Source organism: Amycolatopsis mediterranei (assembly GCF_026017845.1).
GTDB classification, from domain to species: domain Bacteria; phylum Actinomycetota; class Actinomycetes; order Mycobacteriales; family Pseudonocardiaceae; genus Amycolatopsis; species Amycolatopsis mediterranei.
The window spans coordinates 3,158,463-3,172,098 of record NZ_CP100416.1 but is presented as its reverse complement, the minus strand read 5'-3'; the positions used below and the strand labels follow the sequence as shown (position 1 = coordinate 3,172,098).

The window sequence follows — 13,636 nt, the reverse complement described above, 5'->3', positions numbered from 1 at the left end:
CGCACGGTCGTTTTCGGCCGTGCGGCGATCGAACGCGCCCATTTTTTCGAGAGCACAGTGGAGACACGCATGTCAGTCGAAACCGGTCAGCGGCCCTCGGCCGCCGACACACCCACCGCGATCCGGGTCATCCGGCGGGACGGCAGCGTGTCGCCGTTCGACGCCGGGAAGATCTCGGTCGCGCTGACCAAGGCGTTCCTCGCGGTCGAGGGCGGCGACGCCGCCGCGTCCTCCCGCGTGCACCACGTCGTCGCCGAGCTGACCCAGCAGGTGGAGACCACCCTGCTGCGCCACGCCGGCCCCGAGACCGCCCTGCACATCGAGCAGATCCAGGACATCGTCGAGCTCGCCCTCATGCGCGGTGAGCATCACAAGGTCGCCCGCGCCTACGTCCTCTACCGCGACGAGCGCGCCAAGGCCCGCGAGGCCGTCAAGCCCGCGACGACCGAAGCCACCCTCAACGTCAAGGGCACCGACGGGGTCCTGCGCCCGCTCGACTGGGCCCGCGTTTCCCACGTCGTGGGCGAGGCCGTCGCCGGCCTCGAAGACGTCACCGCCGAGCCGGTGCTGGCCGAGGCCAAGCGCAACCTCTACGACGGCATCAGCGCCGACGAGCTGGCCCTGGCCCAGATCATGGCCGCCCGCGTGCTGGTCGAGCAGGAGCCGAACTACTCCTACGTTTCCGCCCGGCTGCTGCTGGACAAGCTGCGCGGCGAGGCGCTGAGCTACCTGGCCGGCACCCCGCGCCTGGCCAGCCAGGACGAGATGGCCGCCGAGTACCCGGCCTACTTCCGCGCCTACCTGCGCCGCGCGATCGAGCTGGAGCTGGTCGACGCCGAGCTGCAGCGCTTCGACCTGGACAAGATCACCGCCGCGATCCGCCCCGAGCGCGATCTCGACTTCGGCTTCCTCGGCCTGCAGACGCTGTACGACCGGTATTTCCAGCACCACGACGGCACCCGCTTCGAGCTGCCGCAGGCGTTCTTCATGCGCGTCGCCATGGGGCTGGCCATCCGCGAAGGCGACCGCGAAGCTCGCGCCATCGAGTTCTACGAGCTGCTCTCGAGCTTCCACTTCATGGCGTCCACGCCGACGCTGTTCAACTCGGGCACCACGCGCCCGCAGCTGTCGTCGTGCTTCCTGACCACGGTGGACGACGACCTGGACTCGATCTTCCAGGCCTACAAGAACAACGCGCTGCTGGCCAAGTACTCGGGCGGCCTCGGCAACGACTGGACCCCGGTCCGCGGCCTCGGCGCGCACATCAAGGGCACCAACGGCCAGTCGCAGGGTGTCGTGCCGTTCCTGAAGATCGCCAACGACACCGCCGTCGCGGTCAACCAGGGCGGCAAGCGCAAGGGCGCGGCCTGCGCGTACCTCGAGACGTGGCACGTCGACATCGAGGAATTCCTCGACCTGCGCAAGAACACCGGTGACGACCGCCGCCGCACCCACGACATGAACACCGCGAACTGGGTGCCGGACGAGTTCCTCCGCCGCGTCGAGGCCGACGCGCAGTGGACGCTGTTCTCGCCGAACGAGACGCCGGACCTGCACGACCTCTACGGCAACGAGTTCGCCACCCGCTACCGCGAGTACGAGGCCGCCGCCGACCGCGGCGAGATCAAGGTGTTCCGGCGCGCCCGCGCGGTCGACCTCTGGCGCCGCATGCTGACCATGCTGTTCGAGACCGGCCACCCGTGGATCACCTTCAAGGACCCGTGCAACCTGCGCTCGCCGCAGCAGCACGTCGGTGTCGTGCACTCGTCCAACCTGTGCACCGAGATCACGCTGAACACCAACAGCGAAGAGGTCGCGGTCTGCAACCTCGGCTCGGTCAACCTGCTCAAGCACGTCACCCCCGAGGGCCTGGACACGAAGCGCCTCGAGAAGACCGTGCGCACCGCCGTCCGCATGCTGGACAACGTGATCGACATCAACTTCTACACGATCCCGGAGGCGCGCCGCTCCAACCTGCGCCACCGACCGGTCGGCCTGGGCATCATGGGCTTCCAGGACGCGCTGTTCGAGATCGGCGTCCCGTTCGCCTCCGAAGAGGCGGTGAAGTTCGCCGACGTCTCCATGGAGCACCTCTCCTACTACGCGATCTCGGCGTCGACCGACCTCGCCGAGGAGCGCGGGCAGTACCAGTCGTTCGAGGGATCGCTGTGGAGCAAGGGCATCCTGCCGATCGACTCGCTGCAGCTGCTCATCGACGCCCGCCAGGGTGACGGCCTCGACGTCGACACGTCGTCCACTTTGGACTGGGCGCCGCTGCGCGAGCGGGTCAAGACCGTCGGCATGCGCAACTCCAACGTGATGGCGATCGCGCCGACCGCGACGATCTCCAACATCTCGGGGGTCGGCCAGTCGATCGAGCCGCTGTTCCAGAACCTGTTCGTCAAGTCGAACATGTCCGGCGACTTCACCGTCGTCAACCCGCACCTGGTCCGTTCGCTCAAGGCGCGCGGGCTGTGGGACGAGGTCATGGTGTCGGACCTCAAGTACTTCGACGGCAGCCTCGGCCAGATCGACCGCGTGCCGGACGACCTGAAGGCGCTGTACGCGACGGCGTTCGAGATCGAGTCGAAGTGGATCGTCGACGCCGGTTCGGTGCGCCAGAAGTGGATCGACCAGGCGCAGTCGCTGAACCTGTACATCGCGGCGCCGAGCGGCCGCAAGCTCGACCAGCTCTACCGCTACGCGTGGCACAAGGGCCTCAAGACCACGTACTACCTGCGGGCGCAGTCCGCGACGCACGTGGAGAAGAGCACCCTGCGCGGCACCGACGGCAAGCTGAACGCCGTCTCGGCGACCCCCGCCCCGGCGGCTCCCGCCGCGGCTGCCCCGGCCCCCGCGCCGACGCCTACGCCGGCACCGGCTCCCGCGCCTTCGCCTTCGCCGAAGCCGGAGCCCGACGTCGACTTCGTCGCCACCGAAGGCGCCGCCTGCCGCATCGACGACCCCGACTGCGAAGCCTGCCAGTAAAGGAATCCCTGCACAGATGACCAACGTGGAGACGACGGACGCGACCGGCCTCGGGGAGATCGAGGTCGGCGCCGCCCGGATCAACGTCGACGACAAGCGCATGATCAACGCGCGCGCCGACGTCAACCAGCTGCTGCCCATGAAGTACAAGTGGGCGTGGGAGAAGTACCTGGCCGGCTGCAACAACCACTGGATGCCGACCGAGGTCGCCATGCAGGCCGACATCGCGCTGTGGAAGTCCCCGGACGGCCTCACCGAGGACGAGCGGCAGATGCTCAAGCGCAACCTGGGCTTCTTCGCGACCGCGGAGTCGCTGGTGGCCAACAACATCGTGCTGGCGGTGTACCGGCAGATCACCAACCCCGAGTGCCGCCAGTACCTGCTGCGCCAGGCGTTCGAGGAGGCCGTGCACACGCACACCTTCCAGTACATCTGCGAAAGCCTCGGCCTGGTCGAGGGCGAGCTGTTCAACATGTACCGCGAGGTTCCGTCCATTTCGGACAAGGACGCGTGGGCGCTGAAGTACACGCAGAACCTGGAGAACCCGGACTTCGAGACCGGCACGCCGGAGGCCGACCAGGCGTTCCTGCGGGACCTCGTCGCGTTCTACGTGATCTTCGAGGGCATGTGGTTCTACACCGGCTTCGCGCAGATCCTGTCGCTGGGCCGCCGGAACAAGATGGTCGGCATCGCCGAGCAGTACCAGTACATCCTGCGCGACGAGTCGATCCACCTGAACTTCGGCATCGACTGCATCAACCAGATCAAGATCGAGAACCCGCACCTGTGGACCGAAGAGTTCCAGGCCGAGGTGCGCGGGATGCTGAAGGAAGCGTGCGAGCTGGAGGTCAAGTACGCGCGCGACACGATGCCGCGCGGCATGCTCGGCCTGTCGGCCCAGTTGTGCGAGCAGTACATGCACTTCGTCACCGACCGCCGCGCGCAGCAGATCGGGCTGGCCCCGATCTTCGGCGAGACCGAGAACCCGTTCCCGTGGATGTCCGAGGCGATGGACCTCAAGAAGGAGAAGAACTTCTTCGAGACCCGCGTGATCGAGTACCAGTCGGGCGGCGCCCTCGACTGGGACTGAGCTCCCGGTGCACCCGGCCCCGCCCTGGTTCGCCAGGGCGGGGCCGCTTCACGTCGTGGCCACCCGGGCCGCCAGTTCCGCGTCCAGCGGGCTCATGTCCGCGTCGACGGGGTCGCCGGGCGGCCACCAGCGGAAGCCGAGCCCTTCGTCACTGAGGGTCAGCCGGGGCGCGGTGGCGAGCTCGGTCCGGTAGACGGCGAGGGATTCCCGGCGCGCGGGCTCGGCCAAGGCGAACTCGGCCACCGCGGCGAAGGTCAGCGCCACCCCGTGGATGCCGGTTTCCTCGGCCAGTTCGCGCACCGCGGCTTCGCGGCACGTTTCGCCGGGCTCGCGCACGCCGCCGGGCAATTCCCATTGCCGTCGACGCCGGTCGAGCATCATGAGGACGGCGCCGGCGTGGACGGCCACCACCAGAGCCGCGGGCAGCGACGGCAGCTCCCGTTCCGCGAGCGGGCGCACGGCGAGCAGCACGTTGCCCGCTCGATCGCGGAGGGGAAGCACGGCCACGCCGCCATTGTCACCCGTCAGTAGGCGTAGCGGCGCACGGTTTCCGGGTGGATCACCAGGCGCACCAGGTCGCCCTTCAGGATCGCCTCCAGATCGGCCGCGCGCACCGGGTCGTCGAGGTCCCAGTACCGGGGCGCCAGGCGCGCAGCGAGGTCGTGGGCGCCGTCGGGTTCGATCGAAACCCGGCCCGCGACCGACACCCAGCGCTCCCGCTCCCCCACCGGCGCCGCGACCACGATCGACGCCCGCGGGTCGCGGCGCGCGCGGCGCACCTTGAGCGCGTCCGGTTCGCTGAACAGCTGGATCAAGCCGTCGCCGGTGGCCTCGAACCACACCGGGCGGGGCTGGGCGGTGGACACGGTCAGGAAGCCGTGCAGCGGGCGCTGGAGGAACTCGAGGTCGTCGGGAGTCATGGCGGTCATGAGATCCAGTCAACCGGAATCAGCACCGTTTCGCCGACGGCGCCGCCGGGCGTACTCGACCGGTCTCCCCGGCCCGCGCCTGCTGCACGCCGAACCCGCGGCGCCCAGGACGGCCGCCAAGCGGTTCGCCGAGCGGGTCGGTGAACCGCCGCTGCATGGCACTCGCCGCGGACTGCCGGGCGGCCGGGCGCGACCGTCCCGGAGGTGGCCCGACCGACCCGTTCGGCTCCGGCGCGGCGTTCGACCGGGTCCGCGGCGCCACGCCCGGCACGGACCACCCGAAAAGAGGGCCGCCGAGGTGTTGTCAGACCGTCAACAACGGTGCATCGTGGAGGGTAGCCGACCTCGACGGGGAGATGGTCACTTTGCCGGGCACCGTGAGCCGAGCCGCCGAAGCGCTGCGCGAACGCGTGCCGACGCTGACCGCGCTCCCCCTGCCGCCCAAAGTCGACGAGCGCTGGCTGCGGTCGCGCTGGCCCGTCGAGGAACTCGCCACGCCGCCCGCCGGCAGCGGCCTCAAGCCGGTGCTCGGCGACGCCGGACCGCCGGTGGTCGGGCACATGCTCGAGATGATGCGCTTCGGCCCGGCGTTCGGCCTCCGCCGGTACGAGCTCTACGGCCCGGTGTCGTGGACCGGCGGGTTCGGCCGCCGGATCGTCGCGCTGTCCGGGCCCGAAGCCACGCAGATCGCGCTCGTCAACAAGGACAAGGCGTTCTCCCAGGAAGGCTGGAAGTTCTTCATCGAGAAGTTCTTCGAGCGCGGCCTGATGCTGATGGACTTCGGCGAGCACCACCTGCACCGCCGGATCATGCAGGAAGCCTTCACGCGGCCGCGGCTGGCCGGCTACGTCGGCGAAATGGGGCCCGCGCTGCGCGAAGGCGTCGCGAGCTGGGGCTCGAGCGAGCGGCCGCGGCTGTACTGGGCGCTCAAGCAGCTGACCCTCGACGTGGCGACCCGCGTGTTCATGGGCATGCGCAGCGGCGACGACGCGGCCCGGATCAACCGCGCGTTCGTCAGCTCGGTGCGGGCCGGCACCGCCTTCGTGCGCTTCCCGGTGCCGGGCGGCCGCTGGTCGGCCGGGCTGCACGGCCGGAAGGTCCTCGAGCGCTACTTCGGCGAAACCCTGCCCGCCAAACGCCGTTCGGGCGGCGACGACCTGTTCGCCGCGCTCTGCCAGGCCACCACCAAGGACGGCGACCGGTTCTCCGACACCGACGTCGTCAACCACATGATCTTCCTGATGATGGCCGCGCACGACACGACGACCATCACCAGCAGCGCCATGGCCTACTACCTCGCCAAGCACCCGGAGTGGCAGGAACGCGCCCGCGCGGAGTCCCTGGCCCTGGGCGACGACCTGCCCGACATCGCGGCGCTGGAGCGGCTGGAGACCCTCGACCTCGTGATGAAGGAGGCGCTGCGGCTGGTCGCACCGGTGCCGTCGCTGACCCGCCAGACCGTCAAGGACACCGAGGTGCTCGGCCACTACATCCCGGCGGGCACCCTGGTCGGCGTCTCGCCCACGGTCAACCACTTCACGCCGGAGTGCTGGACGAACCCCTTCGAATTCGACCCGGAGCGCTTCGCCGAACCGCGGCGCGAGGACAAGTCGCACCGGATGGCGTGGATGCCGTTCGGCGGCGGCGCGCACAAGTGCATCGGGCTCCACTTCGGCAGTCTCGAGGTGAAGTTGCTGATGCACGAACTGCTGCGGGCGTACCGCTGGTCGGTTCCGGAGAGTTACACCGCGCGCTGGGACTACGTCTCCCTGCCGGTGCCCGCGGACGGTCTGCCGGTCCACCTGGCCCCCCGCTGACCCCGCGCCCGTCCACCACCGCATACACTAGGTAACGAAAAGTTACCGTTTGTGGAGATTCGTTCACTCGTTCAGCCGGTAGACACCCTGTCACGCACATGATGGCGTGGCATCGATCGTGGGCGAAGGCTGCCTGGTGTGGCTTCATGATCCCCGACACCGTGTCCGACCTGGCCATACCTGTGCGTGAAGAGGTGGAGTGTGCCTGAACCCGGTGCCGCGTCAGGGCTACTGGACGTGGCGCGCCGGTGGGCGGCGACGTTGGCCGACACCAAAGGAGTAACGCTTCCCCCGGAGGAGCTCGAGGCCCTGCTGCTGGAGGTCGCGAACGACGCGGTCGACCAAGCGGGCTCGCAGCACGACGGCGCCCTGCTGCGGTTCACCGCGCTGTACGCCGCTTCGCCGATGGGGATCGCGCTGGCCGATCCCGACGGCGGCATCGTGGAGGCGAACCTCGCGCTCGGCCAGCTACTGGGCTGCTCGCCGGATCGGTTGCGGGGCAGGCACATCACCGACCTCGGCTCCACCGAGCACGACGTCTCGCGGCTCGAAGCGGGCTTGGCGCAGGTGCGCACCGGCCGCGACCGCTACCAGGAGCGGATGCTGCTCGACCACACCGAAGACGGGCAGCTCTGGACCGACGTGACGCTCGCCCGGCTGCCCGGCGACCGGCCCGGCTCGATCTACCCGGTGCTGATGGTGTCGGACGCCAACGAGCTGCACCTGCTGCGCGAGCGGCTGCTGCACCAGAACGTGCACGACCCGCTGACCGGGCTGCCGAACGCGTCGTCGTTCACCACCAAGCTCGAAGCCGCGCTCGGGGCCGGCGCGCACGACGACATCGCGCTGATCTACCTCGACGTCGACGGCTTCAAGGTGATCAACGACGGCCTCGGCGCCGGGGTCGGTGACCAGGTGCTGCGCGGGGTCGCGAACAAGCTGTCGGCGGTGTTCACCGGCCACCACGACGGGTTCGTCGCCCGGCTGTCCGGCGACGGCTTCGCGGTGCTGCTGCGCGGCGAGCTGGCGGCGACCGAGGTCGTCGGGCTGGTCGAGCGCGCCCTGGAGGACCTCAACGAGCCGATCTACCTGGGCGGCCACGGCATCGGCGTCAGTGCGAGCGCGGGCATCGTCGTGCGCGCCGCGGTCGAGGGCGGCGCCGCGGAACTGCTGCGGGCGGCGGAGATCGCGCTGCACCGGGCCAAGGAGGCCGGCAAGGCGCAGTGGATGCTGTTCGACCCGGACCTGGACGCCCGCGACCGCGGCCGCTACCAGCTGGGCGCGGTGATCGCCGGCGCGCTGGAGAACGGCGAGTTCTCGCTGGTCTACCAGCCGACGGTGAAGCTGTCCCGGCCGGACGAGCTCGCCGCGGTCAACGCCGGGCTGCGGTGGAACCACCCGGAGAAGGGCGAGCTCGGCTCCGACGAGTTCTACCCGCTGGCCCAGACCACGGGCATGACGGTGCCGCTGGGCCGCTGGCTCCTGGCGGAGTCCCTGGCGGCGACGGCCCGCTGGCGCACGCACCTGGGCGACGCGGCACCGGACGTCTGCGTGCGCCTCCCGGCCCGGCTGGCGATCGACCCGGACCTGGTCCTGCTGGTGAAGGAGCAGCTGGACAAGCACGAGCTCCCGGCGAGGGCACTGAGGCTGTGCACGGACCGCGACTCGATGCTCGACCCCCGCGGCGAGGTCCTGGACTCGTTGGCGGTCCTGGCCGACCTGGGTGCCCAGCTGGTGCTGACGATCTCGGGCTCGGCGGACCTGGAGCTGATCCCCCAGCACCGCCTCCCGGTCCGCCACGTGATCCTGTCGGGCCCGGTGGTCGACGCGCTGGACACGGACGTGCCGGCGGAGTCCGACCTGCGGCACCTGACCCAGCTGATCACCCGCGCCCGCGAGCTGAACCTGCGGGTGGGAGCCGAGGGAGTCCGCACGCACGAACAGGCGGCCCGCCTCCGCCAGCTCGGCGTGATCGCGGCCCGCGGCCCGTTCGTGGCCGATTCGGCAACGGGCGACGAGGTCGACGAGATGATCGCCCGGCATCCCCGAACTTGAGCGACGAAACCACCCGCCGGACCAGGCGGCCCTGAACCGAGCGCCCGACCACAGAACCCCACCACCCGCCCTACACCTCCCCGCCCCTCGTCCCAGCCGCAGTCAGCACCGGAGAGCCGGGGTCAAGGGTGAGCTTGCTCATCGCGAAGCGACGCCGAAGGCGCCCTTGAGGCCGGCTCTCCGGTGTTGAACAATCGAAGACGAGGAGCGGAGAACAACCAAGCCGGCGAAGCGATGGCTCCGAAGACCGGGCAGGATGGGTTCTGCCGCCGACGAGAAAGGACGTCCATGGACGCCGGAGACCTCGCCCCCGACTTCACGCTGCCCGATGACCAGGGGCAAGAGCGCACGCTCTCGGACTTCCTGGCCACCGGGCCCGTGGTCCTGTTCTTCTACCCGGCCGCGATGACCGGGGGCTGCACCGCCGAGAGCTGCCACTTCCGCGACCTCGCCGCGGAGTTCGCGGCGGTCGGCGCGCACCGCGTCGGGATCAGCCCGGACGCCATCACCAAACAGCGGGCCTTTTCGGCGGTCAACAGCTTCGACTACCCGCTCCTGTCCGATGTGGAGGGTGAGGTCGCGAAGCAGTTCGGCGTGTGGCGGAAACTGCTGCCGATGCACACCAAGCGCGCCACCTTCGTGATCGGCGAAGACCGGAAGATCATCGCGAAGATCAAGAGCGAGCTGAACTTCACCGTCCACGCCGACGAGGCGCTCAAGGTGCTGCGGGAGCGGAACAAGGTGTCCTAGCGAGCCGCCACACGTGGTTGGTGCCCGCGCACGCCGGGGCCAGCGGCTTCTCCGCCGGTTCCGAGCGCACCCGGGTGAAGCCGAGGCGCGCGGGCACCGCTCCACTTCGGACGTTCCGCTCGTCGTGCTTGATCTCGACGTACCCGGCGCCGAGGCGGAACGCCTCCTCCGTCAGCAGCGTGACGGCCCGGGTCATCAGGCCGCGGCCGACGAAATCACGAGCGAGCCAGTAGCCGATTTCGACGCCGTCGTCGCGGCACACCACGCCGATGCCGCCCGCCACCTCCGAGCCCAGCCGCACAGCGTATGAGTACGCTTCGCCGCTCTCCCAGTGATTCGCGGTCACCCGGAGGAACTCCGCCGCGTCGTCGTCGGTGTACCCGTCGGCGACCCAGATCAGGAACGGGCTCAGGTGCGCCAGGGAGCCGCTGACGACGGCGGTCAGCACGGGCCGGTCGCCCGCGTGCCAGCGGGTCAGCGTCAGGTCACCGTCGCGGTAGGTCTCGGCCGGGGTTTCCATGCGGCTCATGGTGCCCCGGCCGGGACGTCACGCGCGAATCAATTCACCACGATGCCGGGCGGGACCTCGGTGTCGTTCTTCAGCGCGTCGAACAGCTGCTTCGACTTGGCCTTGTCCCAGTTCTCCGCCGACCCGCTGGTCACCGGCACCGTCGTCGTCACCACGCCGCCGGAGGAGATCCCGCGCATCGCGATCGCCAGGCCGGCGAGGTTGTGCACGTGGTCGCCGGAATCCATGGTCAGCGCGTCCGGTGCCGAGGACAGCAGCGGGAAGAAGTCGAACGGGTTCAGCAGCGTGCCGGGGCTGGCGATCTCGCTGACCAGCGCGCCGATGAACTTGCGCTGGTTGGCGACGCGGTCGAGGTCCGAACGCGGCGTCGCGTCGCTGTGGCGCATCCGGACGAAGCCCAGCGCCGACCGGCCGTCCAGCGTCTGGGGGCAGCCCGCCTTGATGCTGATCCCGGTCACGGTGTCGTTCATGTCCTTGTCGATGCACATGTCGACGCCGCCGATCGCGTCGACGATCTTGGCGAACCCGCCGAAGCCGATCTCGGCGTAGTGGTCGATGTGCAGGCCGGTGGCGCCTTCGACGGTCTGCGCGAGCAGCTTCGGGCCGCCGAGCGAGAACGCCGCGTTGATCTTGTTCTTGCCGTGCCCGGGGATCGAGACCTGCGAGTCGCGCGGCAGCGACAGCAGGGTCGGCTTGGTGCTGTTGTCCGGCAGGTGCGCGACCATGATCGTGTCGGTGCGCTGCCCGCCGCCCGCCGCGGCGACGTCGCCGGTGGCGAGCCGCTCCTCGTCCTGCTCGGTCAGGCCTTCGCGGCTGTCCGAGCCGACGATCAGCCAGTTGGTGCCGGACGCGGCCACCGGGCGGCCGGAGTAGTCCTCCAGCGCGTCGACGCGCTTGATCGAGAACTCGAGGTACACCCAGACGCCGGCGAGGAACACGACGAACACCAGCACCAGGGCGCCCAGGACCTTGCCGATGCTCCAGCGACGCCGGCGCGGCGGCCGGGACGGCGGGTAGTCGTCCCCGACCGGACGCCGGGGCGGGTCCTGCGGCGGCGGGGCGTACTCGGGCTCGCGGCTGTTCATCGGGCGGGTGCGCTCGTCGTACGGGCTGCGGCCCCGCCCGGGCAGCGGCATCATCTGCGCGCGCTGGTGGTCCCGGGAGCGGCCGCCAGGCGGCCGGGGCGGCGGCATCCGGCGCCCGCCGTCGTCGCCACGGTACGTCATCACCATCACCCAATCCCGATCCGGACAAAACTCTCGTCGTCAGTACAGCGCACGTCCTCGACAAGAGGACGTGCGGCACCGGGGTCGGGTTGCCGCGACGGGTTACCGGCCGGTCGCCTCGTAGCCGAACTGGTGGACCTTGAGGTACCCGGACCGGAACCCGGCCTCGGAATAGGCCAGGTAGAACTCCCACATCCGGCGGAAGACGTCGTCGAACCCGAACCCGGCGATGTCGGCCCAGCGGTGCAGGAACCGTTCGCGCCACCACCGTAGCGTGTGCGCGTAGTCCTGGCCGAACTCGCGCATCCCGGCCAGCTTGAGCCGGGTGTTCGCCTTGACGCCCTCCTCGATCGAGCGCACCGACGGGATGAGGCCGCCCGGGAAGATGTACTTGTGGACCCAGCCGTACGCGCGTGACGCCGCCATCATCCGGTCGTGGTCCATGGTGATGGCCTGCAGGCCGAACCGCCCGCCGGGCCGCAGCCGGTCCCCGATCGTGGTGTAGAACGCCGGCCAGTAGGACGCGCCGACGGCCTCGATCATCTCGACGCTGACCACGGCGTCGTACCGGCCGCTCGACTCGCGGTAGTCGCACAGCTTCACTTCGACGCGGTCGGAGAACCCGGCCGCCGCGATGCGTTCGGTGGCCAGCGCGCGCTGCTCCTCCGAAATGGTCAGCGACGTCACGTGCGCGCCGCGGGCCGCGGCGCGGATGGCGAGTTCACCCCATCCGGTACCGATTTCGAGGACTTCGCTGCCTTCGCGGACGCCGGCGTAGTCGAGCACGCTGTCGATCTTGCGGTGCTGCGCGGCGGTGAGGTCGTCACCGGGGCCGAACAGCGCCGAGGAGTACGTCATCGACTCGTCGAGGAAGGCGCCGAACAGGTCGTTGGACAGGTCGTAGTGGCGGTGGATGTTCGCCCGCGCGCCCTCGAGGGTGTTCTCCTCGGACGGCGGCTGCGTCCGCTCGGCGATCCGGCGGAACTTCTGCAGCACCGGCGGGACGAGCGTGGCCATCCGCTCGGCGAACGGCGTGAGCACCTCGGCCAGGTCGGACGCGGTCCAGTCACCGGCCATGTAGGACTCGCCGAAGCCGATCTTGGCGTCGACGCCGAGGCGGTGGAAGAACGCCTCGGGGCGCAGGATCCGCATCTCGGGCGCCTCCCGGCCCCCGGCGCCGAGCACGGTGCCGTCCGGGAAGATCACCCGGACGTCGAGCGGGCGGACCGCGCGGCGGAACAGCGCCGCGGCGATCCGCGCGCGCAGCGCGGAGTGCGGTGGGGTGGCCAGGCCCGGCCACCGGGTCCCGTCCGGGACGTCCCGGGCCGACGCCCGGTCAGCGCTCGAAGTGGTGGTCACGGGTACTCCCTCCGGCCGGCCAGGTTCGCCGGTGATCGATCGTAGTCGCCGCACCCCGGCGGCGCGTTTCGCCGAATGCCCTGTTCGGGGCACTTTCACACCGGTATCCGCAGCCGGTCGGGCCCGGTCGCGGCCCACGCCCCACGGAGGGTCCCGCCGTCGTCGCCGGCGAGCAGATCCAGGGTGAACGCCAGCGTCAGCCGGGTCCAGACCCGGGCGCGGCGCAGCATCGCGTGGCCCTCGTTGGCGATTTCGAACCGGGCGACCCGGGCGGCGACGCGCGCGGCCCGTTCGGCGTAGGCGTGCGACTCCGCCGGGCTCGTCATCCGGTCGCGAGTGCCGTGCACGACGAGCACCGACTTCCCGGCGACGGCCTCGACCGGCTCGCCCCGGGGCGTCCACGGCGCCAGGGCGCAGACGCCGCGCACGGCGGGGTCGTCGGCCACGCGCAGCGCAACCCGTGCCCCCATCGAGTGACCGACCAGCACGACCGGCAGGCCGGGGTGGTCTTCGCGGATGCGCTCGAGGGCCCAGCGGGCGTCGCCGACCGGATCCTCGGCGGGCGCGTTCCAGCCGTAGCGGCGGTTGCGCAGCAGCCGCACTTCGACGCCGTGACCATCGGGGCTCCGCCCCGAGCCGGGGGCTCCGCCACCCGGAACCCCCGAAAAGCCAGTGTTCCCGCGGCCGGCCCGGTGCAGGGCCCGCGCGATCGGGACCATCCTGACGTAAGCCAGCTTCCAGGGCGGCACCGTGCCTGTCCCCTGCTCCGCGCCACCGTGCAGGACGAGCACGACCGCCCGGGTCCGCCCCCGCGCCGGCCACACGGACACCGCCGGATCCACCTCGCCCACCCGCGTCCTCCCGTTTCCCGCCTATTCCCCCGTGTCGGGGTC

Annotated in this window: 11 protein-coding genes; 5 read left to right on the top strand and 6 right to left on the bottom strand. The window is 70.5% G+C overall.

The features are described 5' to 3' along the window. Positions 1-69 precede the first annotated feature (69 nt). Together ISP_RS15150 and ISP_RS15145 are read left to right on the top strand one after the other, a co-directional pair. Entirely contained in the window at positions 70-2,988 is a 2,919-nt protein-coding gene (locus ISP_RS15150; protein WP_013224745.1) for a ribonucleoside-diphosphate reductase subunit alpha, read from the top strand. A gap of 16 nt (positions 2,989-3,004) precedes the next feature. Then, entirely contained in the window at positions 3,005-4,078 is a 1,074-nt protein-coding gene (locus ISP_RS15145; protein ID WP_013224744.1) for a ribonucleotide-diphosphate reductase subunit beta, read from the top strand. A gap of 48 nt (positions 4,079-4,126) precedes the next feature. On the opposite strand, the gene ISP_RS15140 is transcribed toward ISP_RS15145, so the two are convergent. Together ISP_RS15140 and ISP_RS15135 are read right to left on the bottom strand one after the other, a co-directional pair. Next, positions 4,127-4,585 carry an NUDIX hydrolase gene (locus tag ISP_RS15140; RefSeq protein ID WP_013224743.1) on the bottom strand — a complete coding sequence of 153 codons (459 nt, stop codon included), beginning with the start codon at positions 4,583-4,585 and terminating at the stop codon, positions 4,127-4,129. Positions 4,586-4,602: 17 nt separating this feature from the next. Beyond that, entirely contained in the window at positions 4,603-5,007 is a 405-nt protein-coding gene (locus ISP_RS15135) for a pyridoxamine 5'-phosphate oxidase family protein (protein ID WP_013224742.1), read from the bottom strand. A 356-nt stretch (positions 5,008-5,363) separates the two neighbouring features. On the opposite strand from ISP_RS15135, the gene ISP_RS15130 reads away from it, so the two are divergent. The 3 genes from ISP_RS15130 to ISP_RS15120 all read left to right on the top strand — a co-directional run bounded on the left by ISP_RS15130 (position 5,364) and on the right by ISP_RS15120 (position 9,629). Continuing rightward, entirely contained in the window at positions 5,364-6,824 is a 1,461-nt protein-coding gene (locus tag ISP_RS15130; RefSeq protein ID WP_013224741.1) for a cytochrome P450, read from the top strand. Between the two features lie 237 nt (positions 6,825-7,061). Then, positions 7,062-8,879, top strand: a complete 1,818-nt coding sequence (locus ISP_RS15125) for a diguanylate cyclase domain-containing protein (protein ID WP_013224740.1) — start codon at positions 7,062-7,064, stop codon at positions 8,877-8,879. A gap of 288 nt (positions 8,880-9,167) precedes the next feature. Beyond that, positions 9,168-9,629: a peroxiredoxin gene (locus ISP_RS15120; protein ID WP_013224739.1), complete on the top strand. Its 462-nt coding sequence runs from the start codon at positions 9,168-9,170 to the stop codon at positions 9,627-9,629. On the opposite strand, the gene ISP_RS15115 is transcribed toward ISP_RS15120, so the two are convergent. The 4 genes from ISP_RS15115 to ISP_RS15100 form a co-directional block, all read right to left on the bottom strand. Next, on the bottom strand, positions 9,595-10,149 hold the full coding sequence (locus ISP_RS15115) for a GNAT family N-acetyltransferase (protein ID WP_014466883.1): 555 nt from the start codon (positions 10,147-10,149) through the stop codon (positions 9,595-9,597). The genes ISP_RS15120 and ISP_RS15115 overlap by 35 nt on opposite strands. A 38-nt stretch (positions 10,150-10,187) precedes the next feature. Next, positions 10,188-11,390, bottom strand: coding sequence for an LCP family protein (locus tag ISP_RS15110; RefSeq protein WP_013224737.1), 1,203 nt, complete (start codon positions 11,388-11,390; stop codon positions 10,188-10,190). A 96-nt stretch (positions 11,391-11,486) separates the two neighbouring features. Further along, entirely contained in the window at positions 11,487-12,743 is a 1,257-nt protein-coding gene (locus ISP_RS15105) for an SAM-dependent methyltransferase (RefSeq protein WP_013224736.1), read from the bottom strand. A gap of 95 nt (positions 12,744-12,838) precedes the next feature. After that, on the bottom strand, positions 12,839-13,594 hold the full coding sequence (locus ISP_RS15100) for an alpha/beta hydrolase (RefSeq protein ID WP_013224735.1): 756 nt from the start codon (positions 13,592-13,594) through the stop codon (positions 12,839-12,841). Between the last annotated feature and the right edge of the window lie 42 nt (positions 13,595-13,636).

Excerpts from the sequence above, each read along its gene's own strand:
- ISP_RS15150 (WP_013224745.1), top strand. The coding sequence starts at position 70 with ATGTCAGTCGAAACCGGTCAGCGGCCCTCGGCCGCCGACACACCCACC.
- ISP_RS15145 (WP_013224744.1), top strand. The coding sequence starts at position 3,005 with ATGACCAACGTGGAGACGACGGACGCGACCGGCCTCGGGGAGATCGAG.
- ISP_RS15135 (WP_013224742.1), bottom strand. The coding sequence starts at position 5,007 with ATGACCGCCATGACTCCCGACGACCTCGAGTTCCTCCAGCGCCCGCTG.
- ISP_RS15130 (WP_013224741.1), top strand. The coding sequence starts at position 5,364 with ATGGTCACTTTGCCGGGCACCGTGAGCCGAGCCGCCGAAGCGCTGCGC.
- ISP_RS15120 (WP_013224739.1), top strand. The coding sequence starts at position 9,168 with ATGGACGCCGGAGACCTCGCCCCCGACTTCACGCTGCCCGATGACCAG.
- ISP_RS15115 (WP_014466883.1), bottom strand. The coding sequence starts at position 10,149 with ATGGAAACCCCGGCCGAGACCTACCGCGACGGTGACCTGACGCTGACC.
- ISP_RS15110 (WP_013224737.1), bottom strand. The coding sequence starts at position 11,390 with ATGGTGATGACGTACCGTGGCGACGACGGCGGGCGCCGGATGCCGCCG.